This window comes from Paraburkholderia sp. JHI2823, from assembly GCF_038900695.1.
GTDB classification, from domain to species: Bacteria; Pseudomonadota; Gammaproteobacteria; order Burkholderiales; family Burkholderiaceae; genus Paraburkholderia; species Paraburkholderia mimosarum.
The window spans coordinates 1-26,726 of sequence record NZ_JAYMRY010000061.1; the positions used below are offsets into that span (position 1 = coordinate 1).

Here is a 26,726-nt window from a genome sequence, read left to right on the forward strand (position 1 = left end):
GATCAGCTCACGTCCGTTCATGGTTCGCCCCTGGTCGACGCCTCACGCGAGCGTGCGCGTCAACCGGGACAGGAATCGGACATTTCTAATGAGCCAGAACCGGACATTTCTAAAAAGCCGTAACATCAGAAAGTTCGCTAATTTATGTTATGTAAAATCAAATAGGACCAATCGGGCACACCTCCTGCGCCCCCGTCCGCGTGGCGTCCAACGGGAGGCCCTATGACCTCCGGACCATCATCCCCGCAACCCGCCGCGACCGGCCCGCGCTCCACGCCCACGCGTGCACAGCGCATCGCCGCCTGGCTCGGTCTGTGCGTCGTACCGCTGATCTGGCTCCTCCACCTCGCGCTCGGCGTCACGCTCGTCTCCAGGGCGTGCGCCGACGCTGTCGCGCAAAGCGAGGCGCCAACGTGGCTCGACACCCAGTGGATCGTCATCCTGGCATCGCTTGGCGCGTTTCTCGTCGCGCTCGCCATTACCTTTGCGGCCGGCCATGCCTGGCGCAGGATCGTCTACATCGCAAACAGCAGGCGCGACGCCCATCGCTTCATTGCGTGGTGTGGCGCGACCACTTCCGTGGCGTTCACGTTCGGGCTCGCCTTTTCGATCTGCGTACTGACTGCCGTGCCGCTCGAACGCCTTTGCGTGGTCTTCGAATGAAGCGCCGTCCTGGCAGCGAGCAAGCGAGGTCGAGCGCGATCGTTGGCGACATGTGGTCCGCATTGTCCATTGATTTCGCGGCGCATTTACAGGGGATCGAGTGGACAGGAGGCGCTCGTTAGAACCGGTCGATCATTCCGAACTGCACGCCGCGCACTGGCGCGCCCGGCCATGAAGGAGGCAGCCCGGCAACATTCACGCCGCGTAGCGTGAACGTTGCCTGCCCCTGGTTGCGCAACCATCCCGCGCTCGCATAGAGCAACACGCGCTTCGAGAGGTCGTACTCGCAGGCGGCGCTGAACTGGTCGGCGTCGTTGTCGGCGCCCGAGAGATCGTGCAGCCAGGTGTACCCGAGCGAAGCGCGAAATCGGGCCGTGATCTCGTAGCGCGCCGAGATCGAAACGCCATTGTTATGGTTGCGCGGTGTGCCGCCATCGCCATTGAAATACGCGAGATAGCCGGTGACCGGGCCGAAAACATACGAAACGCCGCCTAGATTCGCGCGCAGTGCGCCATTGCCGTTTTGCTGCTGATGCGCATACGCAATCCGAAACGGGCCGTGGCGCCATTCGAAGGTTTCGATGTTGCCGGCAAGGCCGTTGCTGCCCGTGCCGGGGTCACGCAGCGAAGCCATCAGGGTGGTCGAAAAGCCGTAGATTTCGGGCGATAGCCAGGTAATCGCGTTGGATTCGTACGGTGCAATCTTCGAGAGATTGTTCAGCCCCGAGGCGATGGTTCCCGCGCCGAACGCGTCGAGTTGCCCCTTGAACGGAATGTAGATCGGCGAATATTGCCGCCCCGCCCGCAGCGTGCCCCAGCGCGTGCCCAAGCCTATCCACGCCTGGCGGTTGAAGATCGTGCCGGGTACCGCCAAGGTGCCATCGTTGGAGCCGAAGCCGTTCTCCAGTTCGAACAGGATCTTGATGCCGTCGCCGAGATCTTCCACGCCGCGCATGCCGAAGCGCGAGCCGCGATACGCGCCCGAGTCCATTCGAGCGACCCAGCCCGCGCCCGGGTTGGTGACTTCGATGCTCGTGTCGAGCGCCCCATACAACGTGACAGAGCTTTGCGCGTGTGCGCCTGTCACGGGCAACGTGGACAAGGTTGCCACGGACAGTGCGGTCCACACGCGCGACGCGCGCAATGTTCGATTCATGTAGGCAACAAAGGAGAGAGACGAGCGACGCGCACCAGCGGCGCCATTTACATGGGAAGCGGCAGGCGCTGTGCGAGCGTCTGCCGCCTCGATGTGATGCCTGGCAGTCCGTGACAATGCGGGACTCGCGGCGGCCCGGCTGCGCCGGGCGGTTCGCGAGCGGCTCACTCCTTGGGGAGCGCGTAGGCAATCACGTAATCGCCGAGCTTCGTGCCGAACGAGCCGTGGCCGCCTGCCGCGATCACCACGAACTGGCGGCCGTTGACCGAGTACGTCATCGGCGTGGCCTGGCCGCCAGCGGGTAGCCGAGCCTGCCACAGCAGATTGCCGTCGTTCACGTCGAAGGCGCGCAGATAGTTGTCCGCCGTCGCCGCGATGAAGATGACCCCGCCCGCCGTGATGATCGGACCGCCCAGCATCGGCATGCCCATCCTGAACGGCAGCGGCAACGGCGAGCTGTCGCGCACGGTGCCAATGCGCCGCCTCCATACGATCTCGTTGGTCTTGAGATCGATCGCCGCGATGGTGCCCCACGCGGGCTGTTTGCACGGCAGGCCTACCGGCGAGAGGAACGGATTGAGCGTCACGCCATAAGGCACGCCGTACTGCGGCTGAATGCCCGCCTCCGTTCCGCTGCCCTTCGCGCCCGGCTGCGGCTCCATTGGGTTGCCGGCACCGCGCGGAATCAGCCGCGAGACGAACGGCAGCGCGATTGGATTGGCCACGGCGACCTGGCGATCGGTATCGATGGCAAGGCCGCCCCACTCGAACATGCCGAGGTTGCCCGGAAATACGAGTGTGCCCTGCAGCGAAGGCGGCGTGAACGTGCCTTCATAGCGCAACTGGTGGAACATCACGCGGCATATGAGCTGGTCGTACATCGTGGCGCCCCACATGTCGGCATCGGTGAGATCCTTCGAGGGGCGAAACGTGAGCTGCGAGAACGGCTGCGTGGCCGAAACATGGTCGCCGGGCGCGGCGCCCTGCGGCACCGGCTGTTCGGGGGCGGGCACGACCAGCGCGCCCGTGCGGCGGTCGAGCACGAACAGGTTGCCTGTTTTCGCGGGGGCGTAGATCACCGGCACGATCTTGCCGTCCTTGTCCGTGATGTCGGCGAGCGTGGGCTGCGAGGGCTGATCCATATCCCACAGATCGTGGTGCACCGTCTGGTAGAACCAGGCGAGCTTGCCCGTCGAGGCGTGCAGTGCGAGCAGGCCCGTTGCGTAACGCTCGATGTCGGGTGTGCGGTCGCCACCCCAGATGTCGGGTGTCTTCACGCCCATCGGCAGATAGACGATGTCGAGCTTGGGATCGTACGCGGCCGGCGCCCACGAGTTCGGCGAATTCCACACGTAGTGCTCGCCCGGCCCCGGCATCTTGTTGGGTTCGGGCGCGCCCGGATCGAACGCCCACAGCTGCTCGCCGGTGCGCACATCGTAGCCGCGGATCACACCCGAGGGCTCGCGCGTCGAGAAGTTGTCTTCCACTGCGCCTGCCACGACGATCACCTTGTTGGTGACGATGGGCGGCGACGTGGGCTCGTACATGCCCGGCGTGGTGACCGGCATGGCGTGCTGCAGATCGAGGTCTCCGTTGTTGGCGAAGCCCGGGCAGCGCTCGCCCGTGAGCGCGTCGAGCGCGTAGAGGTGGCCGTCGTTCACCGGCAGCAGAATGCGGCGCGTGCAGGTGCCGTTGGCGACGGCGGGCGCGACCCGGGTTTCGCTCGCGGGCGCAACGGCAGCCGGATCGCTCGCGGCCGTGGCCTCCAGAGCCGCAGCGGCGGCGTTCACCGACGCCGCCGAAAGATCGATGAACGACACGCCGCGGCAGGTCACGTGCTGGAACGAAGGATCGGCCTTGAGCTTCGGGTCGAACTTCCACTTGAGCTCACCGGTTTGCGCGTCGAGCGCGAACAGGATCTGGTGCGGCGAGCAGAGGTAGAGCAGATCGCCGATCTTGATCGGCGTGACTTCGTTGGTGATCTCGACCGGATCGTTGGGCCCTTTCGTGTCGCCCGTGCGGAAGGTCCAGGCCACCTGAAGGTTGTGTACGTTATCGGGCGTGATCTGCTGCAGCGGCGAATAGCGCGTGCCCTGCTGGTCACGGCCATAGGCGGGCCACTCGGAAGGCTGGATGCCTTCGGGGTTCGGCGCCGGCGTGGCTCTCGCGGCCGCGAGCGTGCCGTTGATCTGCTGCGGGTCGTTGAAATGCGCATAGGCAAGCACGCCGCCCCACACGAGCAGCCCCACCACGAGCGAGACCACGCCCAACTGACGCGGGCGCTCGAGGTGCCAGCTCATGAGCACGAGCAGCCAGATGCCGAACACCACCAGCACGCCCGAGCGCGGCGCGAGCGCCCAGAAGTCCGGCCCGGACTCCCAAAGCCCCCATATCGCCGTGCCGATCAGCACGATCGCATAGAGCACGAACGCCGCGGAGTTCGCGCGCCATAGCAGCCAGGCGAAGATCAGCAGCAGCACCCCCGTCACGACGTAATACGGCGAACCACCGAGCGAAATCAGCCACGCGCCGCCCGCCAGCAGGTAGATCGCGGTGAGCAACGTGAACAGCACGGAGATGACGCCGATGACGCCCAGCGGTTTCGATTGTCTGGCCATGATCTCAACCTTCCTCGAAGAATGCCGTCTGCGATGGCGGATGAAGCGTGGATTCAGAACACATGCATCATGCCCACGTAGGCCCCGGTCTGCGATTGGCCGGCCAGTGGGCTCGTCGGTGTGCTCGAGTCGCGCGGCGTGGCGAATACGGAGAACGTGCCGCTCTTGCCGTTGTTGACATAGGCAACCGTGCCATACAGGAATGAGCGAGCGCTCAGGTTCCAGGTGGTGCCCAACGCGTATAGCATGGCGTGGCTCGCTGGGTCGTGCGATACGTCGCCGCCGCCCTCGCCTACATGGATATAGAAACCGGCGGCTGTCACGGCCCATTTCGGCGTGGCCTGGTAGGTCGCGCCCAGCCAGTAGTGGTCGGCGGTATCGGAAATGCCGGGCGGCGAATCGGGCGCGGAGTAATGCGTGTACGCTGCCTGGATCTTGAACTTCTGCACACGCAGGTTGCCGCCAACGAAGTATTCGCGCGAGGCCGTGAAAATGTTGGAGAAGCGGCCGCTCGAATCGCGCAGTTCGTCGTAAATGCCGCGCACGTCGAAAAGCGGCGAGTGATACGAGAGCATGATGCCGTTGGAACGGCCGAATTCGCCTTGGGCGCCCGCGTTGAAGTTGCCGGGCTGGTTACCGAACGAATACTGCCCCTGCACGTCGAAGCCATTCCACACAGGGCTGTGATATTCGACGTTGTTGCTCGTTTGCTGCCAGTTGCGCCCGCGCACGAGCGAGGCGGATGACACGGCCTGCTGCACGAACGGGTCGAACGCCCACACGCCGTCGCTGTCGATGAAAAGATTACGGCCGGCTTGCAGCTGACCCCACGTGTCGTTCTTCACACCCACGTACGCCCGGCGCGACCAGAGCCGGCCGCCGCCGGTGGTGCCATTCATGATCTGCACCGCGGTTTCGAGGTTGAAGATCGCGGCGCTGCCGCCGCCCAGGTCCTCGGTACCCTTGAGGCCGAACATGCTGGTGCCCCAGTCGCCGCCTTCGGCGCTCCAGCGGTTGTCACTGCCGCCGTTGCCGTTCGCAATGTGATTGAGGTATTCGATGCCGCCATCCACGCGGCCGTACATCGTGACACTCGATTGTGCGCACGCGGCCGAACTGGCGACGAGCAGCACCACAGCGCCCAGGGTCGTTTTCACGTCAACTCCTTCGTGGAGTCTTTCTTGATCCGGTCCATGCCGGGGCGGATAACGTGCAATAACATGCAGACCATCCCGCACGCCCAGGCACAGGCTGGACGCATCGCGCGCCAAAAAGCATAGCGCGTCATCGAAAAACCCGCTTGCTGGCTGGACAGCGGACGATCCGGGCGTTTGCTCGCGATGGCAAGAGCATATTGCGTGCCGCGTCGCGGCGGCCGGCCTTATGTTGCCCGTGGGTCGGCCGTTTTGCGGTCGTCCGCCCACGGCGCCTTGCACGCGGCTGCTGGCGGATGCGTGCATCGTCTCGCTTGCGCGCGTGTTCCATGAGATTCGCACCATCGCCTGTTTTACGTACGATGACGCTTCCAGATCCAGCAGGATTCCTGATTATTCCAGCGGCATACCGACCGGTATGCGCCACCTCGCCTTGCATCATCCACGCGGTGGCCCACGAAATCCCATTTGCGACGCCGGCTCAGCCCTGCCCAACTTGCAGCCTAGCGCGCGTCCTGCCGCGAATCCGCCTTGCGAAGTTGCTTCCCGGCATCGCCCCCTTCCGGCGGCTGCGGCTGCGCCGCGCGCACGCTATGAAAGACCGGCAGACGCCAGCCGAAATAAAGCGAGGCAAGCCGCAACGCCACGCAGGAAATCACGGCTATCCAGGGCGTCCAGACCGACGACCAGCCTAGATACGTGAGCCCCACCTGCACGGAAGCTCCGAGCAACGCGGCTGAAGCGTAGATCTCGCGATCGAGAATGGCCGGCACGCGCGACAGCAGCACGTCGCGCATCACGCCGCCGCCCACGGCGCTCACGATGCCGAGGATGATGGCAGGCTCCGCGCTCTGGCTGTACGCGAGCGCCTTTTGAGCGCCTGCCACGGCAAAGAGCCCAAGCCCGATCGCATCGAACAAGAGCACGGGATGACGCAGCCGCCGCACCTGCGGATAGGCGGCGATGGTGAGCCCCGCGGCCAGCACGGTAACCGCGAGGTAGGCCCAGTTCGCGAGCCCCGCCGGCGGCACGGCGCCAATGCACAGATCGCGGAGAATGCCGCCGCCGCACGCAACCATGAAGCTCACGACCACGATGCCGAAAAGGTCCAGCCGCCGCTGCCGCGCAGCCACGGCGCCGGAAATCGCGAACGCGAATGTACCGATCAGATCGAGCGCAGTATACGCCGCATGAGCGTTGATATGCGCACTCATGTGCGCGCCCAGCTCCACGTTCATGCTGCCTCGCTTTCCCGGACGAGCCACGCGGCGGCCGCACACAGCATGGCCTCGAGGCCGGTGCGCAACGTGGGGTGGAGCACCGGCGCGAACTTCGGCGAGTGGTTGCTCGGGATTTCGTTGAGCTTTGTGGCCCTCGCTCGCGCATAGACCTCCGGCTCGGTGCCGCCGACGAACCAGAACGCGTACGGCACACCCCATTCGCGGCCGAACACGCTGAAGTCCTCACTGGCGGCGGCCGGCTGCGTTTCATAAGCACGCTCGCCGAACCAGGCCTCGAAGGCCTTGCGCAGGCGGTCCGTCGCCGCGGCGTCGTTCACCGTTAGCGGATAGCTCGAGAGCGTCGTGAATTCCGGGTCGCGTGGCGCATTCGAGGCCGCACATTCGGCGCAGCAGATGCGGCGGATCGCACCTAGCATGTACTCGCGCACGTCGTCGTCGAAAGTGCGCATGTTGAGCTTGAGCGTGGCGTCGTCGGGGATGATGTTTTCCTTCGTGCCCGCCTGCAGCGCGCCCACCGTCAGCACGGCGCTGTCGCGCGGAGAGATTTCTCGCGAGACGATCGTTTGCAGCCGCAGTGTGGTGGACGCCGCCATGATCACGGGATCGACTGAGGTCTGCGGCTGCGAGCCGTGCGAGCCGCGGCCGAACAGCTTCACCTTGAGGCTGTCGCCCGCCGAGAGGATCGTGCCGCTGCGATAACCCACGGTGCCGGCCGGGCCGACCATCACGTGCTGGCCGAGAATCACGTCGGGCTTCGGAAAGCGCTGGATCATGCCGTCGTCCATCATGCTGCGCGCGCCGCGCCCCACTTCCTCGCCCGGTTGAAACACGGCGAGCAGTGTGCCGCTCCAGGCGTCGCGATGCGCCGCCATGAGCTGCGCCACGCCGACGAGCCAGGTCACGTGCAGGTCGTGCCCGCACGAGTGCGCCACGCCGACCTGCAGGCCCTCTTCGTCTTTCGCGGTCACGGTGCTCGCATACGGCAGCCCGGTGGCCTCCGTCATCGGCAGCGCGTCCATGTCGGCCCGCAGCATCACAACCGGTCCCTCGCCGTTGCGCAGCACGGCCACGACGCCCGTCACGCCCACTTCGCGTGCGACCTCGTAGCCAAGCTTTTCCATGCGCTCCGCCACGAGCGACGCCGTGCGGAACTCCTGCATCGACAGTTCGGGATGCTGGTGCAGATCCTTGTAGAGCGCTTCGAGTTCGGGCAGCAGCGCGCCAATGGAGGGTGCTGCGGTTTCGACCAGATTCGGCATGGACGCCTCCTTCGTGCGTTAGTAAAAAACTGCCTCAAAGTGCGATGTGCGATGTACGCAGCCGCGATCTCAAGCGCCGTCGGACAGGCTTTGCGCGAGCTTGGCGAGCAACTGGTCGAGCATTTTGCGCTCTTGATCGGTTAGCACGGCGGCGAGTTCGGATTCGAGCTTCGAGCCCGCTTTTTCCGAGGCATTCGCCACTTCCGATCCTTCCGGCGTGACGCGCAGCGTGACGCTGCGCCGGTCCGCCGCGTGCTTGCCGCGGCGGATCAGACCGCGCGATTCGAGTTCACCGAGCGTTTTGGAAAGCAGTGTCTTTTCGATCAGCGCTAGCTGGGACACCGCCTTGGGCGCGATGCCCGGCGTGGCACAGATGATGCGAAGCACACGCAGGGCACGCACATCGAGATCCCAGCGCTCGCGATAAACCGCGTTGGCGCGCTCGATGAGCAGTGCGCTCGTTTGGTCCAACCGGAACGTGAGGAAATCAGAATACAAATGCGCGCTCCCCGGGCCGTCACCAGCCTCTCCGGCGACTGGTCGCCAGTATAGTCAGATAGTTGAAAATTTCAACTATCTGGATTGGTGACTCAGCGAATTGCAAGCGCAGATGCGACTACGCGGCGGGCCTTTCGCTCGAAAGCGAAAAACCCGCCGCGCAGGGGGAAGAGGTCCGGCGGGACAGATGCCCGGCCGGAGTCTGGCTGACGAAACGATTTAGAACGCGTGACGCATGCCCACCGTCACCGCGACCTGGGTTTCGGTCGACGACGGCGAGAGCGTGTTGATCATCGCGTGCGAGAGCACCGAGCCTTGCGGTGCGCCATGCACGTTCTGGTACACGCCTTCCAGGTAGAAGTCGGTGCGCTTGCTGACTGCGTAGTCCGTTTGCAGCATCGCCGTATTCCAGCCCGGGTTCGTGCCGTTGTACGCGCCGTGCGTGTACGTGTATGCGCCCGAGATGCTCAATGCCGGCGTGAGCGCGTATTTCACGTTCGCCTCGAAGTTGTCGAGGCGCAGCGATCCGGCGAGCGAGCCGGCGGAGGCATCGTTCGCGCCCAGATAAGTGCCCGTGCCGAACGAGTACACGCCCGCGACGTTGTCGATCTGCGTGTGGCTCCAGACAAGGCCGACCGTGGCCGGGCCGTACGTATAGTTGCCGCCGAGCGACCATACGCGCTGACGCTCTGAGAGGAAGTTCGCGCTCGTGTCGCTGGTGGTGACGGCGCCGCTGCCGTTGCCTGCGTTATTGAACTGCAGGTAGCCGGCTGCGAGGTTCAGCGGGCCCTGGCTATACGAAACGGCAAAACCATACGAGCGGTTGTTCGCGAAGTTGCCGGCCTTGTTGCTGAACGAGTACATCGTCTCGAACGTCACGCCGTACAAGGTCGGGCTTGCGTACTTGACGGAGTTGTTGACGACCACCGAGTTCGCGGCGAGGTTGTCGTTCTCGAACGGGTGCGCCGCCATGTTGCCGCCCCACGTGTTGGAGCCAGCCGTAAGCGGGCCAACGAGGTCGTTCATCACGTCGAACTGGCGCCCGAACGTAAGCGTGCCGTACGGCTCGCTCTGCAGGCCGACCCAGGCCTGCGAACCGAAGCCGAGACCCGAGAATGCCTGGGCGCCGTTATTCAGCAGGAAGCCTTGTTCGAGCTTGAAGATCGCATGCAGACCGCCGCCCAGATCCTCCGAACCTTTGAGGCCGAACACCGTATTCTGCGTCGAGCTGGTGTTCATCTGCCAGTTGCTGTGGCCGAGCTGGTTGTTCGTGTAGACGAGACCGGTATCGATCAGGCCGTAAAGGGTCACGCTGCTTTGCGCGTGCGCCGACATGGCGAAGGCGCTCAGGAGTGCGGCGGCGAGTAGCGATTTTTTCATGTATTAAAGCTCCGGAATTAGCGGTGGGTTAATGCATCGAATTCAGGCGGCCGGCACCATCGACGTGCAATCTCCTGTACGCGCATCCCATTTCGGTGCAGATTCAATATCAAAAATCCGACCGCCGATGATTCTTGCGAATTACGCAAATCACCGGTGTTGAAAACGCAAAGATTGAATGGAGATCGTGCGACGCGTGCCAGCGCGAATCGAACACCCGCATCATAGGGTGTCGAAAATAAAAGTGGTGTCGAAATTCGGGCTGCGTGGCGTCGATGGCACAAGCACGCGCGTCAAGTGTCGACGCGCGTCACGGAATGTGCGGGGGCATGAATGCCGGTAATCGAATTACATAATGCTTTCGCGCCGCCACTTAAAACGGGAGAGAATCGCCTATTATTGACTTTGTATTTTTGGTTCGAGGCGATTCGATTAAGCAGGGTGTGAAACTGATACGCGTTTTTGCTATACGAGATTGTGAGGCGATTGACGTGCGGCATTGCTTCACCAAAGCTGCCCGCGAAGATCACGGGCAGCGGGTTCATGGATCAGCCCGTATCGCCTCCAGCGACCGGCAATACCGAGCCGGTGATATAGCTCGCCTCATCGGAAGCGAGAAACAGAATCGGCGCGACCTGTTCGTCGATAGTGCCGTAGCGTTTGAGGAATGTCGATTCGGTGACCTGTTGGACCGCCTCGCTCATCCATGTCTTTTCCTGCTCGCTGTCGCCCGCGGCATTGCGCGGAATGCGACGCGGCGGCGCGTCGGTGCCGCCTGGCGCCGTGGCCACGACGCGGATATTGTGCTCCGCGTATTCCATGGCCAGCGACTGCGTGATCGCATTGACGCCGCCCTTCGCCGCCGAATACGGCACGCGCCGAATGCCGCGCGTCGCGTTCGACGAAACGTTGACGATGGTTCCGCCTCCGCGCTCGAGCAGATGCGGCAATACGGCGTGGCACGTGTACAGCGTCGGCATGAGCGAACGGCGGATTTCCGCGTCGATCTGCGCCGGCTCGAACTCGGCGTACGGACGCATGCGAATCGCACCGCCCACGCCATTGATCAGGATGTCGATTCCACGAAATCGTTGAACCGCGAAATCCATTGCGGCTTTCGCGCCGTCATACGTTTCGAGGTCCGCGACGAATCCGGCCGTATCGGCGCCTCGCGCCTCGGCCGCGACCTCGGCGACGAACTCCGCGCGGTCGACGAACACCACCCTGCCGCCCTCTGCAGCCGCGCGCAGCGCCACGCCACGGCCGATGCCCTGTGCCGCCCCGGTGACGACCACGACCTTACCTGCGAATCGTTGCATGATCATGCCGCCTTCTGGACCACGTTGGGAGTGAACTTCTCGTAGTAGAAACTGTTGGGCTTCACGCCTTCGTCGTCGAAATACTTGCGCACGGCATCCACCATCGGCGGCGGCCCGCACAGATAGACGTCGACGTCGCCGTCGTTCAAGGCATCGGCCGGAATGTGCTGCGTCACCCAACCCTTGCGCGGATGACTCGACTGGGCGTCGGCGATGACGGTCGCGTAGGTGAAGTTCGGCAGTTTCGCGGCGTAGGCCTCAATGGCCTCGACGAGCACGAGGTCGAGGTCGCGCGTCACGCCGTAGATCAGGTGAACCTTCTGCTGTGAGTTCGTGCGAGCGAGCACTTCCAGCATCGAGAGGAAGGGAGCCAGGCCCGTGCCGCCCGCGAGGAACAGCAGCGGGCGCTGCACATCGCGCAGATAGAAGCTGCCGAGCGGCCCGGTCAAGTCGAGTTTCGTGCCCGGCTGGGCGGCTTCGAGCCACGTGCTCATCACACCGCCGGGGATCTTCTTGATCAGGAAGCTGATCGTCGAATCGCCCGGCGCCGATGAAAAGGAATACGAACGATTCTGGCCGCTGCCGGGCACGTCGATGTTGACGTACTGGCCTGGCAGGAATACGGGGCCCGCGGCATCGACGGCCAGTTCGAGAACGACGGCCGCGTCGTTGTGCTGCTCGACCTTCGTAACCGTGGCAGCGAACGTGCTTTGCCCGGTCTTGCACACCGTCGAGGACGCGGGAATCGCGATCACGCAATCGCTCTGCGGCACCATCTGGCAGGTGAGCACGAGGCCGCTGTCCTTTTCGTCCTCGCTGAGCGCGTCTTCGATATAGTCCTCGCCCAGGTCGTAGCTGCCGCTTTCCGCGCGGCACTTGCAGGTGCCGCACACGCCGTCGGAGCAATCCATCGGCAGGTTGATCCGCGCACGGAAGGCCGCGTCGAGGACCTTCTCGCCCGCCTTGCATTCGATGAAACGGGTCACACCGTCTTCGAAATTCAGTGCAATGTTGTAGCTGGACATGGTGTCTCCTTCTATCCCATGTTGAAACTGACGCTTGCCGTCTTCCTGACGTCAAACGTGATAAACGTCGAGCACCTGCCGGATGTAGTCGTTCTTGAGCACGATCTTCTTGTATGCGATCAGGAAGTCGTCGCCGGCTCGGCGCATGGTGACGAACATCGTGCCGAAGAATTGATCCGTGGTCTTGTAGCGATGATTGAGCGTGTGGAAGTTGTAGCGCACGTCCACTTCGTCGCCGCGATCCGCCAGCACTTCCACGTTCGTGACGTTGTGGCTCGTGCGCGGCTCGGGCATCGAAGCGCCGCTGCGTTCGGTCTTGATGCGAAAGACCCGGTCTTCGAGGCCGTTGCGATCGGGGTAATACATCAGCGAGATCTGCGTTTGGTGATCGTCGGTGAGCTGGTCGTCATCGTCCCACGCCGGCATCCAGTAGGTCACGTCCTCCGCGTAGCAGGCGAGCCACGCTTCCCACTGGCGATCGTCGAGCAGGCGCGCTTCGCGGTAAAGCGTGGCGCAGATTTTCTGGTAGTCGTTGCTCATGCCCGCGCTCCCGCTTGTTCGTGGTCCGTTTCCTTCTTGAGCGCGTCGCGCATGGTATGCACCCAGTACTCGTGCTGGACCACGAACAGTCCCTCGTCTTCGCTACGCTCGCCGGAAATCACCGGTTTGAGTCCCATCTTTTTCGCGTTCTCGTCCGGACCGTCGACCCACAGCGGCGCCCCGCGCGAGAGGTCGTTCCACATCGCCGTGGTGCCGGCATAGCCCGCCTGGCACGCACGGAACTCCTCCAGGTCATCGGCTGTGCCCATGCCCGAGACGTTGAAGAAGTCTTCGTACTGGCGAATGCGCGTGGCGCGATCTTCCGCACCCTCCCCCTTCGGCGCGAAGCAGAAGATATTGACTTCGGTCTTGTCCACGCTGATGGGGCGCACCACGCGAATTTGCGTGCTGAACTGGTCCATGAGGAACACGTTCGGATAGAGGCACAGATTTCTCGTTTGATTGACGATGAAGTCCGCCTGCACTTCGCCCACGCGCGCCTTGATTTCCTCGCGATGCTTGTAGACCGGGCGCACTTCGGGGTTCATCGTGTTCGTCCACAGCAGGATGTGGCCATGGTCGAAGCCGTAGACGCCCGCCACCGACTTGCTCCAGCTATTGGCGTCCACCGCCTGGGTGCCGTCTTCCTTGCGCCGGCCCATCGTGGCGGCGTAGTTCCAGTGCACGGTGCTGACGTGGTAGCCGTCGCAGCCGTTTTCCATCTGCATCTTCCAGTTGCCGTCGTAGATGTACGAGGAGTTGCCGCGCAGCACTTCGAGGCCGTTCGGCGACTGGTCGACGATCTGGTCGATGATGATCTTCGCTTCGCCGAGGTAGTCTCCCAGCGGCTGCACATCCGCATTGAGGCTGCCGAACAGGAAGCCGCGGTAGTTCTCGAAGCGCGCGACCTTCTTCAGGTCGTGCGAGCCGTTCGTGTTGAACTGCACGGGGTATTCGGTGGTTCTTTCGTCCTTCACCTTCAGCAGCTTGCCGGTGTTGGAGAAGGTCCAGCCGTGGAACGGACACGTGAAGCTGCCCTTGTTGCCATGCTTGCGCCGGCACAGCATGGCGCCTTTGTGCGCGCAGGCGTTGATGACGGCATTCAGCGCGCCGGTCTTGTCGCGGGTGATGACCACCGGCTGACGCCCGAGCCACGTGGTGTAGTAGTCGTTGTTGTCCGGAATCTGGCTTTCGTGCGCGAGATAGACCCAGTTCTTCTCGAAGATGTATTTCATCTCCAGTTCGAACAGGTCCGCGTTGGTGAAGATGTCGCGGCGGCAACGGAACACACCGGTTTGCTTGTCGTCCTGCACGGCCGTGGACAGCAGGTGCTCCAGGTCGCTGGCTTTGTCGATGATGGCTGACATATTAGCTCTCCTATGCATACTCCACACGCAGTACGGAGTCCTTGCATCGGTGTCGAAATGATGATCGAGGGGGACAGGCGGCGGGAGTGTCGAAGGCCGCCGCCTTGCTGGACGGTTACGCCGTGGCCGAGGCGCGCGGGCGGTGAACGAGCTGGTTGTCCTTACCCTGGACGAGCGGCGTGAGCGTGAAGTTGAACTCGATGTCCTTGTACGTGTCGGCTTTCAGGCCGAGCGCCGTGCCGCCGGTCTTTTCGACCACGTGCGGAATCAGTTCTTCGCGCGTCGCGTAGGCGAAGTCATCCCAGATCAGCGGGTCGCCCTCGATATTGAACTGCGTGGTGAGCTTGCGATTGTTTTCGGAGGTGACGAAGAAGTGCACGTGCGCCGGACGGTTGCCGTGACGGCCGAGACCGTTCAGGAGCTGCTGGGTCGCGCCGTTCGGCGGGCAGCCATAGCCCACCGGCATGAGCGTGCGGAATTCGTACTTGCCGTCCGCACCAGTCTTCACCGCGCCGCGCAGGTTGAAATCGTCCTGTGCGCCGGTCGGGTCGAAGTGCGAGTAGAAGCCCTTCGAATTCGCATGCCAGCACTCGACCACGGCGTCCGCGAGCGGTTTGCCCTGGAGGTCGGTGACCGTGCCGTGAATGACGAGCGGGCCAGCGTCGGCGTCCGGATTGATGTCGATGCGCGAAACGCTCTCGCGCACCGGCGCGCCTGCAACGTACAGCGGGCCCTCGATGGTGCGCGGCGTGCCGCCTTCGAGACCCACCGCCTTGTCGGCGGCGTCCATGCGGATGTCGAGATACTTTTCGAGGCCGAGGCCGGCGGCGAGCAGCGCCGCTTCGCCGTCCTGGCCGAGCTTGTTCAGGTAGTTCACGCCGGCCCAGACTTCATCGGGCGTGATGTCGAGGTCGTCGATGGCCTTGAACAGATCGCCCAGCAGTCGATAGACGATCTGCTGGAAACGCGCGTTGCCGCTGCCGCCCTTGAGATTCGCAGCGGCCTTCAGCAGGTCCTGCACTTCCTTGGTTTCGAATACTTTTGCGCTCATGATCCTTGTCTCCTGGTGCTTCTGGTATTGAGGGAAATACGCTCAGGCGTCGTTGTCCCGAACGGACGACGGATGACGACACAGCGGCGTGACCGAAATCTTCATGTACGGGAAAAGCGGCAACGCGCTCAGGATGTCGTGCAGCTCTGCGTTGCTTTCTACATCGAAGATGCTGTAATTCGCGTATTCGCCAACCAGTCGCCAGATATGGCGCCACTTGCCGCTGCGCTGCAGCTCCTGCGAATACGCCTTTTCGCGCGCCTTGATTTCATTGGCGACGTCAGCCGGCATGTCGGCCGGGATGTTCACATCCATGCGTACGTGGAAAAGCATCGTCAACTTCCTTTGTTCAGGTATCCGGATTACTTCGTGACTTTCATCAGGCCGCCGCGGGTGAAACGCGCGATACTCGCTTCGTCCAGTTCGATACCCAGACCCGGGCCGTTCGGCACCGTGAGCTCGAAGTCGCTGTAATCCAGCGGCGTGGTCAGGATCTCTTCGGTAATCAGCAAGGGGCCGAACAGTTCCGTGCCCCACTGCAGGTTGGCGAAGCTCGCGAACAGATGCGCCGACGCCACCGTGCTGAACGCGCCTTCGAGCATCGTGCCGCCGTACAGCTCGATACCTGCGGCGTCCGCAATCGTGGCCACGCGCTGTGCCGCGAACAGTCCGCCGCTTTGTTCGATCTTGATGGCGAACACATCGGCGCCCTCGTTCCTTGCGATCTCGAACGCGCTTTCCGGTCCCTGCAGGATTTCGTCGGCCATCAACGCGACCGGGAACCGGCGCATGAGACGCGACAGTGCCGCGGGGGAAGCGACCGGCTGCTCCACCAGTTCACAGCCCGCGTCGGCCAGCGCGGGAATCGCCCAGGCCGCCTGCGTCTCGCTCCAGGCCATGTTGACGTCCACGCGCACGGCGGCGCGCTCGCCCATCGCCTTCTTGATATCGGCAACGTGCTTGATGTCGGTCTTGAGGTCTTTCGCGCCGATCTTCAGCTTGAAAATCTTGTGGCGGCGCGCTTCGAGCATGGCCTCCGCTTCGGCAATGTCTTTGGCCGTATCGCCCGAAGCGAGCGTCCATGCCACTGGCAGGCGTTCGCGGCGGCGGCCACCCAGCAGTTCGCTCACCGGCACGCCAAGGCGCTTGCCCTGCGCGTCGAGCAGCGCGGTTTCCAGCGCGCATTTGGCGAAGTGATTGACCTTCACGAGCTTGCCCAGGTGCGCCATGAGCGCCTGGATACGCGTGGCGTCCTGGCCGATCATCGCCGGGGCGAAGTAGGCGTCGATCGCCAGCTTCATCGCTTCCGGGCTTTCGGGACCGTAGGCCATGCCGGCAATCGTCGTACCTTCACCGATGCCGGTCACGCCATCGCTGCAATATACCTTCACCAGCATCAGGGTTTGCCCGTACATCGTGGCGACGGATAGCTTGTGAGGGCGAATCGTCGGCAGGTCCACCAGGCGGGTTTCGATACGTTCGATCGTCGCGGAAGTCATCTCGAATGCTGCGTAAGTAAGTCGGTATGGTGGTTTTATACCTGCCGGGTATTCGCACAGTCCAATACTATTTGCGTCAAATTCCATACCTTTATAATATGGAGCGGCCGCAATGCCCCGTCGCTCAGCCGATATTGCGGCGCATCATATCCTCCAAGTATCAAAAATTTGACGCAACTTCCGGATTCAAACCATGGACCTCCGCCAGCTTCGTTACTTCGTTGCCGTCGTTCGCGAGCGCAATTTCACGCGCGCTGCCGAGCAATTGCGTATCGCCCAGCCGCCGCTGAGCCGGCAAATTCAATTGCTCGAAGAGGAAATCGGCGTGCCGCTGCTGATCCGCAATACGCGGCCGGTGCGCACGACGGACGCGGGGCGCCTTGTCTATGAGCAGGCCATGCAGATTCTCGGCCGCGTCGAACAGCTGCAGACGGCCGCGAGGCACGTGGGGCTGCATCACCGCACCGTGCTGTCCATCGGCTTCGTCGCCTCGGTGCTGTATTCAGGACTCCCAACGCTGATGCGCAAGCTGCGCGAACACGCGCCGGAACTGGACATACAGATGGTCGAGCTGATGTCGATGCAGCAGATTCAGGCGCTGAAGGAAGGCCGGATCGACATCGGCTTCGGCCGGGTGCGGCACAGCGACCCCAATGTGGCCGGCATCGTCCTGCGCGAAGAACCGCTTGCCGTGGTGGTGCCGATCGGCTCAGAGATGGCGAAGGAATCGACGCCCATCCCCATCGAGCGACTGGCCGGGCAAAAGCTGATCGTCTATCCCAAGGAGCCGCGGCCCAGTTTCGCCGATCAGGTATTGAACGTGTTGCATGGCGACGGCGTGCAACCGGGCGAAGTGCTGGAGGTGCGGGAAATCCAGACGGCGCTGGGTCTGGTCGCGGCCGAGTTTGGCGTGTGCGTGATTCCGGCGTCAGCGCGGCAGATACGCCAGGACGTGCACTATCGGCTGATAGACAGCGATCACGCGACTTCGCCGATCATCCTGAATCACCGTGTGAACGACAGCTCGATCTACGTCGACCTCGTGAAGCAACTGGTCAAGGAGATGTATGCGGAGCCGCAGATGTGGCTTCCTCCGAAGAAGACCTGGCCGCGAACGTGAGCAACCTGCAACGTGACGCAGCTCATGCCCTTCACTGCCCCGCGAGCCGCTCCGCCGAAAAGCGCAGGCCGTCGAAAAGCCGCTCGGCCACTCGCCCAGGAAAGCCCTCGGGCAGCGCGGCTGCCACGTCCTCGATCGCGCGAGGCGTACGTTCGAGCACGCGCTCGATCAACGGGGCGGCATCCGGCCCGTAGTGGCATAGCCGCGCGGTGGCGTCGAAATGCGCGCGCTTCACGTCGCGCATGCGGTAGTGGCGCGCCTTGCCCCACACGGCCATCGCAAGCGTTGCCTTGTGCCACGACCACTGATTACCGCCGTCACCTTCCACGGGCCAGATCGACATCACGTCGTAAAGCGGCGCGAGCTGAAAGCGCCCGGCGGGCAGCAGCCGAATGCTGAAATTCTTCGCATGGCCATCGGGCGCGGCGAGCATCCAGTAAACGATTTGCGCAGTGAGGAAGGTCTCGATGTCCTCCTGTGCCCGCTGCGACTGGCGCAAGAGACCGGCGATCTCGCGCGCGCCAGGGCCGCCGTGCGCTTCATACTTGCGATGCGGCGGCACGGCGAGCGCCTGGCAGAAGTCCTCCTGCGGCAATCGAAGCAGCGCGCCGCTGCGCGAGCGCGTGCGATCGAAGCGCTCGACGCACAACACTTTTTGCGCGCCGAAGTGCATGATCTGCGCCTGCGAAGCGGGCAGCCCATAGGCCCTCAGCAGTGCCAGGCAAAGCCATTCGTTTTCGACCGAGGTATTGAAGTCCACCTTGCGATGGCCGATCAATCCCAGCGGCAACTTGAGAATGTGCGTGGTGGGTGTGGCGCCCCGTGGCAGCAGCCATTTTCCCCTATGGCGCAGGAGCGCGGTCTTCTCCTGCGCGCCCGCCAGCGAAATGCGCAGATCGTCGAGCTCCTGCGCGCCACCGGGCAACGCGCCGGCCGTTTCCAGCAGCAGGCGTTCAATGACGGCGTCGCTCAACGCTACGCCTTCGATCTTGTCGACGCGCCCCGGCGTTTCGTCCTCGCCGAGCAGTTGCACGGCGCCCACGCAATCGCGGCCGATGGCCTTGAGCAGGTCAAAGGCATCGAGCGTATCCGTGCGAAAGCGCGCGGCGATACGGCGGCGGATCGGCTCGCTGTCGGGCAGGAGATTGTCGAAATAGTACTGCACGCGTTCACCGCGCAGCGGCACGTCGCCGATGCCGAACGGCAGCGAAAGCGAAAGCGGCCTGCCCGTGGCCGAGTGTTTCCAGGCCTGGTCGTAGCGCAACTCGCTGTCGCCCGCGGGCGTCATGATCCACGTGCCCACGCGCTCGCCGTTGGCCCAGATGGAGAGCGCGCGCGAATGCGATTTGCGGCCCATGGTCACCACTCCGGCGTGCCGGTGCCCTCGGCCTGGCTGCTGGCCGCCTCGCGCGACTCCACGCAAAGCTCCAACCCGTAGAGCGCGAAAAGCGCGAGCATCTGTTCTAGCGAAAGGCTGGCGGTGCCCGTGGTTTCGAGCGCGGAAAGCCGTGGCTGGCCAATGCCGAGACTCGCCGCGGCCTGCGCCTGAGTCATGCCCCGCGCCTTGCGCGCCGATTGCAGAATCTCGCCAAGGCCGCCGGGCGTCTGGACGATGATCTTCATGGAATATTCCTGTTAGGCATAAAATGATTATATGCCTGTGGCGAATATCCTGTCTATATCGCTACCAGGAATAAAACCAGAATATCACTGTCAGGAATATATGCAGGCCTAGCTGCGTGCGGCCTCCAGATCCTGCGCTCGCGCACGCACATCGAACGCCCCGCCCGTCAAGGTCTGATCGCGCAGCGTCACCGGCTTTTTGCCCGGCAACAGCGGGAACACCAATTCCGCGAAGCGGATCGCCTCCTCCAGGTGCGGATAGCCCGAGAGCACGAAGCTGTCTGCGCCGGCATCCACGTATTCCGCAAGGCGTGCCGCCACGGTTTCGGGGTCGCCCACGAGCGCCGTGCCAGCGCCGCCGCGCACGAGGCCCACGCCGGCCCACAGGTTCGGGCTGATTTCGAGCTTGTCGCGGCTGCCGCCGTGCAGTTCCGCCATGCGGCGCTGACCCACGGAATCCATGCGGGCGTAGTTTTCCTGGGCGCGGCGAATATCGTCGTCGTCGAGTTTGCTGATCAGGCGCTCCGCGGCAGCCCACGCTTCGTCGTTGGTCTCGCGCACGATCACGTGCAGACGCACACCGAGCTTGAGCGTACGCCCATGGCGCGCCGCCCGTTCGCGAATATCGGCGAACTTCTGCGCGACGGCCTCGGGCGGCTCGCCCCAGGTGAGATAAGCGTTCACGTGTTTTGCCGCCAGTTCGTGCGCCGCTGGGGAAGAACCGCCGAAGTAAAGCGGCGGATGCGGCGTCTGCACCGGCGCATGAAAATTCTGCGCGCCCCGCACGCGCAAATGCTTGCCCTCGAAGCTCACCGTCTCGCCGCGCAGCAGGTCGCGCCAGATCGTGAGGAACTCGTCGGCGGCCTCATAGCGTTCGTCGTGCGCGAGGAATACGCCGTCCGCCGCAAGTTCCGTGGCGTCTCCGCCAGGCACGACGTTGAGCAGTAAACGGCCGTTCAGCGCCTGGTCGAGTGTGGCTGCCTGACGCGCCGATGCAGTCGGGCTGCCCAGCGAGGTGCGCAGCGCGACGAGCAGCTTGATGCGCTGCGTGACGGGCGCGAGGCTCGCCGCCGTCACCCACGGGTCGAGGCAACTGCTGCCGGTGGGAATCAGGAGGCCATCGTAGCCGAGTTCTTCGGCAGTGACGGCGATCTGACGCATATAGGCGTTGGTCGGCGCGCGGCCGAAATCGGATTTGCCGAGGTAGCGGGTATCGCCCGAAGTCGGCAAGAACCAGAAGATGTCGAGACTCATCAGTGATCCTGCTGCGGGTAAATGAAGGCGCGAGAAGAGAGAGATCGAGCGCGCTCGGCGCTTTCGCATGACTATCGCCGCCCGCGCATCGCTCAGTTGCGCCCTCATTGAAACAGCCCGCAGCGGTTTCCCCTACCAGTTAATCGGCAATTGCATATGACGTATTCGGCTATGCGCCCGTATTCCCGGCAACGCCGGTGCGCGCACGGCCTGCCGGCTGGTATCGCCGCACGCTGTTGCCGAACTCAAGTTTTTCGAGCTGCTCGACGAAGTCCACGACCAGGGCATCGTCGACTCTTGCGCGTTCACCGACGTACACCCGAATTCGTCGAGCGCTGCATGGGCGAAATCCGGGTGCTCGACGTGAACCACTACACGATGGGCGATGTATCGCGCACCCGACAAGGCCGCGCTGCTCGCGCGCCTGCCCGAGGTGTTTCGCGACGACATGCCGCATCGGGTCGCTGCTGGCTTTATGGGTGGCCGGCTCTTTCAGCACCGCGAGGCCGTGAACTACGCGCTCGCCGGCACGGGGCTACCAGACCTGAGCTTTTCGATCGGCTATTCAAGCTGCGCAGAAGGCGAAAACGTGGAAGCGATGCTGCGTGAAGCCGATGCGGCGATGTACGAGGCCAAACGCCACCGCAACGAAACGAGCCTCAAGTCGATGGAAACCGAAGTGCAGATGACGCCCGACGCATGATCGCAAGACGCGAAAATGCTTCGGATACCAAAGTAAAATCAGGAAAGAAAAAGCGGCCGGCATGTGACCATGCCGGCTTGCCGAGGGCATCACGCCCTCGCTTCCCGCAGCAATCTCACGCGGCCAGGCGAATGGTTCGAAGCCGAATGCCAAAGCGCGGGCCGCCGCTCTCGCATGATGCAGCGCGGCCCGCAGCCGCGCCGCGCGCCGGCGATCTCGCCAGCGGCGCGCGCATCCGCCATGACGACGGACTTTGCATCACGACGCGTTGACGGCGTCCTTGAAGGCCTTGCCAGCGGTGAACTTCACCGTCTTGGCAGCGGCAATCTGGATCTCCGCGCCCGTGGCCGGGTTGCGGCCCACACGGGCGGCGCGCTGGCCAGTCGAGAACGAGCCGAAGCCGACGAGCTGCACCGAGTCACCCGAGGTGACCGCGCGCGTGACGACGTCGAGAATCGCGTCGATGGCTGCGCCGGTGGCTGCCTTGGTCTCGCCCGTGCTAGCGGCGACTGCGTCAATGAGTTCCTGTTTGTTCATCTGCTACCTGTGTTGAGTTGAGAAAACCTGCATACCCTACCTCACGCGGGCGAAACAGGCAAATCGCGTTGCATATGGAAACGCGTCGATAGGCCGCCTGCATGTGTCTTGCTTTCCACATGCATTGCGGCGAAAGGCGAATCAATAGCACAACCCTGAGTCGCTGTGTAGACAAAAGCAGGCAAAAAATGGGCAAAAATGCGAAAAAACGACGATGCGGCCTGCGAAAACGGGCTTGCGGTCGGTTTTCCCAGGGGGAACATGAGGAAACCGCATAGGAATGATTCGTGCATATGAAACGATGAAAGATGGCCGGGCCAAGCAGTTTCTTTGATGCCGGCCGCGGCTCGGGACGATTCCCCGGCATGCAGCGCTGCTGCCGGCCGCCCGCAGCACGGATGCCGCTTGCGCGGAAAGCGGAACCCTTCTCGCGCCACGCACGATGCCGGCGCGGCGACCGGGTCGAGCGTAAGCGTTCTTTTCGGTTTCTTTCAGGCGCGCAAGCACGACGAAGCGCAGCCGTGGTCTCATCGAGTGACCGCCGTAACAAGATGTACGCGCAATAACGCATCGATCAGCCATGCTGAACAAAGCGCACTGGCACGCGAGGAGTCAGGTAAAAACCCAAAGCACGCGCGCCGGCTGATCGGTGAGATTGGCGTAACGAAAGCGGCAGCGCGCAGGCAACTGAAAGCTGTCGTTGGCGCGCAGCGTCACCGGTTCGTCGCTCTCTTCCAGCCAGATCGTGAGCTCGCCCTCCAGCACGAAGCCGCCCTGCTCGTCGCTGTCGTCGACCGGGCGCTCGCCACTGCTCGCTCCGGGATCGAGCCGGCTCTCCAGCATCGAGAACCCCGATGACATGCTGGGCGAAACCAGCACGTCCGTAATGCCGCCACCATAGTAAAGCGTGCGACGCTCGCCTGGCCGCGTGACCCACGGCAGCGCGCGCGGCATGCTCACGCTGTAAAAATACGTGGTGGGCGTCTGCAGCGCCTCGCCGATAGCCGTGAGATCCGTCACCGTGGGCCGCGACAGGCCGCGCTCGACCTGCGAAAGAAAGCCCACCGAGCGACCGATCCGTTTCGCGAGTTCGGCAAGCGTCATCTTCTTGTGCCTGCGCAGATCGCGAATGAGGATCGCGAGGCCTTCTATTTCGTCCTGCTGGTCCATGCGGGTTTCTCCGTCACACGACATCGCGCAGCCGATACCACAACTTCCCAAGCGCCTCCAGCGGTGCAGCGAAACGTTCCCCGCCCGGAAAGCGCGGATTATGAATGCGTTCGTAGAGTGAGAGCAAGCGCGTTTCGCCGAGGATGGCGTCGGCAACGGCGCGCGCCGCGGCAAGCGTCGGCAGGATGCCGTGACCCGAAAAGCCCTGCATCCAGTAGCGATTGCGTTCGTGGCCCACGTCCGGCGTGCGGCGAATGCTGATGTCGATATGGCCGCCCCACGCATAGTCGAATTCGACCGCGCGCAGTTGCGGGAACGCGCGTTCGAGACTTGGGCGGATCGCCGCGCCAATATCGTTGGGGATGCCGCCCAGATAGGTGCATGCACCACCGAAGAGCAGCCTATGATCCGGGCTCAGGCGAAAGTAGTCGGGAACGAACTGATTGTCGATCACGCAACTGTTGCGCGGCAGCAGCGAGCGTGCAAGTTCCGGCTCGAGCCTGCGCGTGGCGACCTGCCAGGTGCCCACGGGCAGCACGCGGGCCGCCAGTTCGCTGTCGAGCCGGTCGATATAGGCATTGCACGCGAGCACCAGCGTGCCGGCGCGCACGTTGCCGTGCTGCGTGTTCGCGACATAGCCGTCCGGCGTTTCGCGCCAGGCGAGCACGCGACTTTGCTCGAAGATGACGCCGCCCGCGCGCTCGATGGCGGCGGCAAGTCCCAGTGCGAGCTTGAACGGATCGAGGTGCCCCGCCTCGGGATCGTAGAGCGCCGCGCGATATCGCGGGCTGCCGATCCACCCGGGCATCTCGGACTCCGGGATGAAACGCAGGCCGTCGTAACCCCACTTCTGCGCAGCCTCGTCGCGCGCGGCTTCGAGCATGGCGACGCGCGAGCGTCTGACCGCCGCCCACAGGCTGCCTGGCCGGTAGTCGATGTCGAAGCCGTGCCGCGGGGGCAATTCACGCACCTCGGCGGCAGCCCAGCGCATGCTCTCCCATAGCTCGCGCGCGCCCTCCCGTCCCAGCGCGCGTTCGAAGGGCGCCATGTCGCACGACCATCCGAGCAGTGCCTGGCCGCCGTTGCGCCCCGACGCCGCCCACGCCACGCGGCTCGCCTCCACGACCGCCACGCGCCGGCCCGCCCGCGCCAGCCGCAGCGCCGTGTGCAACCCGCTGAAACCAGCGCCCACGACGAGGACGTCTACGCTGCAATCCCCCGCCAGCGCGGGGCGCTCGCGCGGCGCACCCTGCGCATTGCCTGCGTAGTCGCGAGCGTAATAGCTATCGATATGGCGAGTCGATTGGGTGAACATGCGGAGTTTCCATGAAAAATCGTCTGCTAGATTTCATGAAAAAATAGCACGGCAATTTCACGGACGTGAATCGGCACAATCCCGGTGGCGGGCGGCGGCTGCGCTCAGAAGCTCCTATGGGCTCGTGCCTGCTCTTGAAAGTCGGAAGAAAAATCGCGCGGTTTCTGCATGATCTATAAAATTTTTCCAGGAAAACGCGAATACGCCGAACGCAGGCGACTCAACTGCCTAACTACCCCGCAGCCTCACGCTGCGCCCCAGTTCGTCAGGGTCGTCGATAGCCTCGCAGGCGAAGCTACATCTGAATTGCGTGCGCGAGCGCCGGCGCTTTGCATCGAAAGTGTTGCGCTCCCGTGGTTTCTCCGTGTACCTTCAGATCGCTCACGCCGGTCACAAGGAACTAGCCCATGTTTAAGTCAAAACTACGCCGAGCCCTCGTTAAGGAACGTCGGACCACGATGGATAGCCAGCGCTTCGATCGTGAAGCTTCTGCGCAGCGTCGGGCGGCTGGTCAGCCGCCGGAAGTCGAGCCGAAATCGGACATGCCACGCTTTGGTGAGCGCCCATCGCGCCACTGAGCGCCATGACCGTGGCTGACGACTGTCGCCTGCCTGAACGCGCAAAGCGGCAATGGTGCAGTCCCGCGCCGCCGCGATGTGGGTCTCCATCTTCATGGCTTCCAGTGCGATCAGCGTGGTTCGAGCCCGACGCGCTGCAGCACCGACGTATCGCTGCAGTACACAGGTATGCGGAATACTCGCCCGGCTGTTTCCGCCACGCCGGAAACGTGTGACCGACCTGGCGATCTGGCGGCTGTGAGGGCACACACCTGCAGTGGTCAACTCATAAGCTGACGGACGTTCCGTATATTTTCCGATACTTGCTTGACCAATTTGTCGGAATCGTCAGCAAGCCTCTTGATCTCCGCCGCGACAATCGCGAACCCCCGGCCGCTATCTCCAGCACGTGCAGCCTCCACGCGTGCATTAAAAGAAAGAATGGAAAGAGCCCGTATCGTTTTCAGAATCTCCTCGACGTTCGAAAGAATGGCGCTTACTGCGAGGTTCGTTGCTACGAGCCGCTTTTCAGCCGCCAATTGAGCAGCACGCTCGCCCTCAACTTCAATCACCAATCCCTCCAGGAAGCGGAGCTTGCCTTCGGCATCAAATACGCCCTTCCCGACTTCCCGTACCCAGACGGACTGCCGGTCGGCTCTGTGAATACGGTAGTCGACCGTCCATGTTTGCTTTTGACGTATCGCCGACTCAATGGAATTCGATACGTACTCCTCGTCATCTGAGTCAATCAATGATGCTAGCGTCCGATTTCTGTTGCCGATGAAATCAGCCACTGGGTAACCCGCTAATTTCTGAATGCCTTGGGTCGCGTAGATCAACGTGTAGTTTTTGTCGTTGAGGCAGCGATACAGGAAACCGGTGAAATTGGCGGTGATGCTTTTCAGGATAGAGAGCTCATCTGCTGCAAGTACTAACTCGCAAGAAACGGGGCGGTTCCCCCCGGAGCCTGCAGGTTTTTCCTGTGTCAGTGGCATCATTTTTGTCGTACTCAGCCTTATCTTGCAATGCGTTGAGGAAATACTGAACGGCGTCGCTTTATCCTCGCAGCTCTTCCCCGCGTGGGTTGCCAGCAGCCACGATGACGCCCCTTCTGTTCAGTCCCATTACAGGACCTTCAATCCTGATACAGGCGTCACCGCCCCTGCGCATCCCGTCGGCGCGCTCATCCATGTGGAGTCCTTCCTTGATTTCTTCCTTGACCTCGGGACGAGAGCTTCCCAAGATCCCTGCCGAAGCCTGAATCAAGATCGAGCAGCCTTTATGCCGGATGCCGGCCGCGCTTCAGCAAGCATCGCCCGATCTCATCCCGTTGCAAGTGGCCTTTCGAGTTTCGGCATCTTCCAGGGAAATTCTGGACACGTCTTCTCTGCTTTGCCGACCTGACCAATCAACGCAGGTTCAGACCAGGAATCCACGACGTGCCTGCCAACGGCACGCGCGCCATGGCCGCGGCTTCCACGGTCAGGGCGACCAGATCCTCGGGCTCCAGGTGATGCACGTTCTGCTTCCCGCAGGCACGCGCGATCGTGGTCAGTTCCATGTTCAGCGTCTTGAGATAGTTGCGCACGCGGCGCGAACCCTCATCGGGCTGGACGCGCTGTTCGAGAACGGCGTCCTGCGTCGTCACGCCAACGGGGCATTTACCCGTGTGGCAGT

28 protein-coding genes and 1 pseudogene are annotated in these 26,726 nt (G+C 63.1%); 4 read left to right on the forward strand and 25 right to left on the reverse strand.

Features of this window, described 5'->3' with window-relative positions:
• The first annotated feature begins 222 nt into the window (after window positions 1–222).
• The gene (locus VSR34_RS35055; protein ID WP_342964854.1) at window positions 223–663 is read left to right on the forward strand and encodes a hypothetical protein; all 441 of its coding nucleotides are present in this window, start codon (window positions 223–225) and stop codon (window positions 661–663) included.
• A gap of 118 nt (window positions 664–781) precedes the next feature.
• Here VSR34_RS35055 and VSR34_RS35060 read toward each other — a convergent pair whose 3' ends face one another.
• From VSR34_RS35060 to VSR34_RS35130, 15 genes are all read right to left on the reverse strand, one after another.
• Window positions 782–1,819 carry a porin gene (locus VSR34_RS35060; protein ID WP_342964855.1) on the reverse strand — a complete coding sequence of 346 codons (1,038 nt, stop codon included), beginning with the start codon at window positions 1,817–1,819 and terminating at the stop codon, window positions 782–784.
• A 164-nt stretch (window positions 1,820–1,983) separates the two neighbouring features.
• Complete coding sequence (locus VSR34_RS35065) at window positions 1,984–4,437, reverse strand: glucose/quinate/shikimate family membrane-bound PQQ-dependent dehydrogenase (protein WP_342964856.1); 2,454 nt, start codon at window positions 4,435–4,437, stop codon at window positions 1,984–1,986.
• A 53-nt stretch (window positions 4,438–4,490) separates the two neighbouring features.
• A complete protein-coding gene (locus VSR34_RS35070; protein ID WP_342964864.1) occupies window positions 4,491–5,573 on the reverse strand; it encodes a porin in 1,083 nt (360 codons plus the stop codon).
• Window positions 5,574–6,094: 521 nt separating this feature from the next.
• Window positions 6,095–6,793, reverse strand: coding sequence for a trimeric intracellular cation channel family protein (locus tag VSR34_RS35075; protein WP_042291446.1), 699 nt, complete (start codon window positions 6,791–6,793; stop codon window positions 6,095–6,097).
• Window positions 6,794–6,825: 32 nt separating this feature from the next.
• On the reverse strand, window positions 6,826–8,091 hold the full coding sequence (locus tag VSR34_RS35080; protein ID WP_342964857.1) for a M20 family metallopeptidase: 1,266 nt from the start codon (window positions 8,089–8,091) through the stop codon (window positions 6,826–6,828).
• A gap of 69 nt (window positions 8,092–8,160) precedes the next feature.
• On the reverse strand, window positions 8,161–8,589 hold the full coding sequence (locus VSR34_RS35085; protein ID WP_028232195.1) for a MarR family transcriptional regulator: 429 nt from the start codon (window positions 8,587–8,589) through the stop codon (window positions 8,161–8,163).
• A gap of 219 nt (window positions 8,590–8,808) precedes the next feature.
• The gene (locus tag VSR34_RS35090; protein WP_028214731.1) at window positions 8,809–9,969 is read right to left on the reverse strand and encodes a porin; all 1,161 of its coding nucleotides are present in this window, start codon (window positions 9,967–9,969) and stop codon (window positions 8,809–8,811) included.
• A 293-nt stretch (window positions 9,970–10,262) separates the two neighbouring features.
• Window positions 10,263–10,514: a hypothetical protein gene (locus VSR34_RS35095; protein ID WP_342964858.1), complete on the reverse strand. Its 252-nt coding sequence runs from the start codon at window positions 10,512–10,514 to the stop codon at window positions 10,263–10,265.
• Between the two features lie 3 nt (window positions 10,515–10,517).
• Window positions 10,518–11,294, reverse strand: a complete 777-nt coding sequence (gene benD, locus VSR34_RS35100) for a benzoate diol dehydrogenase BenD (protein WP_342964859.1) — start codon at window positions 11,292–11,294, stop codon at window positions 10,518–10,520.
• Complete coding sequence (gene benC, locus VSR34_RS35105) at window positions 11,291–12,313, reverse strand: benzoate 1,2-dioxygenase electron transfer component BenC (RefSeq protein WP_028214733.1); 1,023 nt, start codon at window positions 12,311–12,313, stop codon at window positions 11,291–11,293. Before benC ends, benD begins: the two co-directional genes overlap by 4 nt.
• Window positions 12,314–12,364: 51 nt before the next feature.
• Complete coding sequence (benB, locus tag VSR34_RS35110; protein WP_342964860.1) at window positions 12,365–12,853, reverse strand: benzoate 1,2-dioxygenase small subunit; 489 nt, start codon at window positions 12,851–12,853, stop codon at window positions 12,365–12,367.
• Window positions 12,850–14,220: a Rieske 2Fe-2S domain-containing protein gene (locus tag VSR34_RS35115; RefSeq protein ID WP_342964861.1), complete on the reverse strand. Its 1,371-nt coding sequence runs from the start codon at window positions 14,218–14,220 to the stop codon at window positions 12,850–12,852. The genes benB and VSR34_RS35115 overlap by 4 nt, the downstream gene beginning before the upstream one ends.
• 115 nt (window positions 14,221–14,335) lie before the next feature.
• On the reverse strand, window positions 14,336–15,271 hold the full coding sequence (catA, locus tag VSR34_RS35120) for a catechol 1,2-dioxygenase (protein ID WP_028232193.1): 936 nt from the start codon (window positions 15,269–15,271) through the stop codon (window positions 14,336–14,338).
• Between the two features lie 42 nt (window positions 15,272–15,313).
• A complete protein-coding gene (catC, locus tag VSR34_RS35125) occupies window positions 15,314–15,604 on the reverse strand; it encodes a muconolactone Delta-isomerase (protein WP_028214737.1) in 291 nt (96 codons plus the stop codon).
• Window positions 15,605–15,633: 29 nt separating this feature from the next.
• Complete coding sequence (locus tag VSR34_RS35130) at window positions 15,634–16,770, reverse strand: muconate/chloromuconate family cycloisomerase (protein WP_028232192.1); 1,137 nt, start codon at window positions 16,768–16,770, stop codon at window positions 15,634–15,636.
• Window positions 16,771–16,963: 193 nt separating this feature from the next.
• Here VSR34_RS35130 and VSR34_RS35135 point away from each other — a divergent pair, with 193 nt between their 5' ends.
• Entirely contained in the window at window positions 16,964–17,890 is a 927-nt protein-coding gene (locus VSR34_RS35135; RefSeq protein WP_028214739.1) for a LysR family transcriptional regulator, read from the forward strand.
• A gap of 31 nt (window positions 17,891–17,921) precedes the next feature.
• Here VSR34_RS35135 and VSR34_RS35140 read toward each other — a convergent pair whose 3' ends face one another.
• The 4 genes from VSR34_RS35140 to VSR34_RS35155 form a co-directional block, all read right to left on the reverse strand.
• Window positions 17,922–19,247 carry a type II toxin-antitoxin system HipA family toxin gene (locus VSR34_RS35140; RefSeq protein ID WP_028232191.1) on the reverse strand — a complete coding sequence of 442 codons (1,326 nt, stop codon included), beginning with the start codon at window positions 19,245–19,247 and terminating at the stop codon, window positions 17,922–17,924.
• A gap of 2 nt (window positions 19,248–19,249) precedes the next feature.
• Window positions 19,250–19,513: a helix-turn-helix transcriptional regulator gene (locus VSR34_RS35145; protein WP_028232190.1), complete on the reverse strand. Its 264-nt coding sequence runs from the start codon at window positions 19,511–19,513 to the stop codon at window positions 19,250–19,252.
• Between the two features lie 108 nt (window positions 19,514–19,621).
• On the reverse strand, window positions 19,622–20,767 hold the full coding sequence (gene ssuD / locus VSR34_RS35150; protein WP_028214742.1) for an FMNH2-dependent alkanesulfonate monooxygenase: 1,146 nt from the start codon (window positions 20,765–20,767) through the stop codon (window positions 19,622–19,624).
• 169 nt (window positions 20,768–20,936) lie between these two features.
• On the reverse strand, window positions 20,937–21,086 hold the full coding sequence (locus VSR34_RS35155; protein ID WP_154671370.1) for a hypothetical protein: 150 nt from the start codon (window positions 21,084–21,086) through the stop codon (window positions 20,937–20,939).
• On the opposite strand from VSR34_RS35155, the pseudogene VSR34_RS35160 reads away from it, so the two are divergent.
• Both VSR34_RS35160 and VSR34_RS35165 read left to right on the forward strand, forming a co-directional pair.
• Window positions 21,027–21,296 (forward strand): annotated as a pseudogene (locus tag VSR34_RS35160) (histidine kinase); the annotation flags it as partial. The gene VSR34_RS35155 and the pseudogene VSR34_RS35160 overlap by 60 nt on opposite strands.
• Complete coding sequence (locus VSR34_RS35165; protein WP_244145430.1) at window positions 21,276–21,470, forward strand: diguanylate cyclase; 195 nt, start codon at window positions 21,276–21,278, stop codon at window positions 21,468–21,470. The pseudogene VSR34_RS35160 and the gene VSR34_RS35165, both read left to right, overlap by 21 nt.
• A gap of 258 nt (window positions 21,471–21,728) precedes the next feature.
• On the opposite strand, the gene VSR34_RS35170 is transcribed toward VSR34_RS35165, so the two are convergent.
• The 6 genes from VSR34_RS35170 to VSR34_RS35195 all read right to left on the reverse strand — a co-directional run.
• On the reverse strand, window positions 21,729–22,007 hold the full coding sequence (locus VSR34_RS35170; RefSeq protein WP_028207645.1) for an HU family DNA-binding protein: 279 nt from the start codon (window positions 22,005–22,007) through the stop codon (window positions 21,729–21,731).
• Window positions 22,008–22,619: 612 nt separating this feature from the next.
• Entirely contained in the window at window positions 22,620–23,177 is a 558-nt protein-coding gene (locus tag VSR34_RS35175) for an XRE family transcriptional regulator (protein WP_028214744.1), read from the reverse strand.
• 13 nt (window positions 23,178–23,190) lie between these two features.
• Window positions 23,191–24,492: an FAD-binding oxidoreductase gene (locus VSR34_RS35180; RefSeq protein WP_028232188.1), complete on the reverse strand. Its 1,302-nt coding sequence runs from the start codon at window positions 24,490–24,492 to the stop codon at window positions 23,191–23,193.
• Window positions 24,493–24,914: 422 nt separating this feature from the next.
• On the reverse strand, window positions 24,915–25,166 hold the full coding sequence (locus tag VSR34_RS35185; protein ID WP_028214746.1) for a hypothetical protein: 252 nt from the start codon (window positions 25,164–25,166) through the stop codon (window positions 24,915–24,917).
• Between the two features lie 164 nt (window positions 25,167–25,330).
• Entirely contained in the window at window positions 25,331–26,047 is a 717-nt protein-coding gene (locus VSR34_RS35190) for a PAS domain-containing protein (RefSeq protein ID WP_342964862.1), read from the reverse strand.
• 410 nt (window positions 26,048–26,457) lie between these two features.
• On the reverse strand, window positions 26,458–26,726 hold a 269-nt coding region (locus VSR34_RS35195; protein WP_342964863.1), incomplete at its 5' end, for a glutamate synthase-related protein.

What these genes read in the sequence shown, in the direction of transcription:
- VSR34_RS35055 (WP_342964854.1), top strand. Translation starts at nt 223, where the DNA reads ATGACCTCCGGACCATCATCCCCGCAACCCGCCGCGACCGGCCCGCGC.
- VSR34_RS35060 (WP_342964855.1), bottom strand. Translation starts at nt 1,819, where the DNA reads ATGAATCGAACATTGCGCGCGTCGCGCGTGTGGACCGCACTGTCCGTG.
- VSR34_RS35065 (WP_342964856.1), bottom strand. Translation starts at nt 4,437, where the DNA reads ATGGCCAGACAATCGAAACCGCTGGGCGTCATCGGCGTCATCTCCGTG.
- VSR34_RS35080 (WP_342964857.1), bottom strand. Translation starts at nt 8,091, where the DNA reads ATGCCGAATCTGGTCGAAACCGCAGCACCCTCCATTGGCGCGCTGCTG.
- VSR34_RS35090 (WP_028214731.1), bottom strand. Translation starts at nt 9,969, where the DNA reads ATGAAAAAATCGCTACTCGCCGCCGCACTCCTGAGCGCCTTCGCCATG.
- VSR34_RS35095 (WP_342964858.1), bottom strand. Translation starts at nt 10,514, where the DNA reads ATGAACCCGCTGCCCGTGATCTTCGCGGGCAGCTTTGGTGAAGCAATG.
- benD (WP_342964859.1), bottom strand. Translation starts at nt 11,294, where the DNA reads ATGATCATGCAACGATTCGCAGGTAAGGTCGTGGTCGTCACCGGGGCG.
- benC (WP_028214733.1), bottom strand. Translation starts at nt 12,313, where the DNA reads ATGTCCAGCTACAACATTGCACTGAATTTCGAAGACGGTGTGACCCGT.
- benB (WP_342964860.1), bottom strand. Translation starts at nt 12,853, where the DNA reads ATGAGCAACGACTACCAGAAAATCTGCGCCACGCTTTACCGCGAAGCG.
- VSR34_RS35115 (WP_342964861.1), bottom strand. Translation starts at nt 14,220, where the DNA reads ATGTCAGCCATCATCGACAAAGCCAGCGACCTGGAGCACCTGCTGTCC.
- catA (WP_028232193.1), bottom strand. Translation starts at nt 15,271, where the DNA reads ATGAGCGCAAAAGTATTCGAAACCAAGGAAGTGCAGGACCTGCTGAAG.
- catC (WP_028214737.1), bottom strand. Translation starts at nt 15,604, where the DNA reads ATGCTTTTCCACGTACGCATGGATGTGAACATCCCGGCCGACATGCCG.
- VSR34_RS35130 (WP_028232192.1), bottom strand. Translation starts at nt 16,770, where the DNA reads ATGACTTCCGCGACGATCGAACGTATCGAAACCCGCCTGGTGGACCTG.
- VSR34_RS35135 (WP_028214739.1), top strand. Translation starts at nt 16,964, where the DNA reads ATGGACCTCCGCCAGCTTCGTTACTTCGTTGCCGTCGTTCGCGAGCGC.
- VSR34_RS35140 (WP_028232191.1), bottom strand. Translation starts at nt 19,247, where the DNA reads ATGGGCCGCAAATCGCATTCGCGCGCGCTCTCCATCTGGGCCAACGGC.
- VSR34_RS35145 (WP_028232190.1), bottom strand. Translation starts at nt 19,513, where the DNA reads ATGAAGATCATCGTCCAGACGCCCGGCGGCCTTGGCGAGATTCTGCAA.
- ssuD (WP_028214742.1), bottom strand. Translation starts at nt 20,767, where the DNA reads ATGAGTCTCGACATCTTCTGGTTCTTGCCGACTTCGGGCGATACCCGC.
- VSR34_RS35170 (WP_028207645.1), bottom strand. Translation starts at nt 22,007, where the DNA reads ATGAACAAACAGGAACTCATTGACGCAGTCGCCGCTAGCACGGGCGAG.
- VSR34_RS35175 (WP_028214744.1), bottom strand. Translation starts at nt 23,177, where the DNA reads ATGGACCAGCAGGACGAAATAGAAGGCCTCGCGATCCTCATTCGCGAT.
- VSR34_RS35180 (WP_028232188.1), bottom strand. Translation starts at nt 24,492, where the DNA reads ATGTTCACCCAATCGACTCGCCATATCGATAGCTATTACGCTCGCGAC.
- VSR34_RS35185 (WP_028214746.1), bottom strand. Translation starts at nt 25,166, where the DNA reads ATGAAGATGGAGACCCACATCGCGGCGGCGCGGGACTGCACCATTGCC.
- VSR34_RS35190 (WP_342964862.1), bottom strand. Translation starts at nt 26,047, where the DNA reads ATGATGCCACTGACACAGGAAAAACCTGCAGGCTCCGGGGGGAACCGC.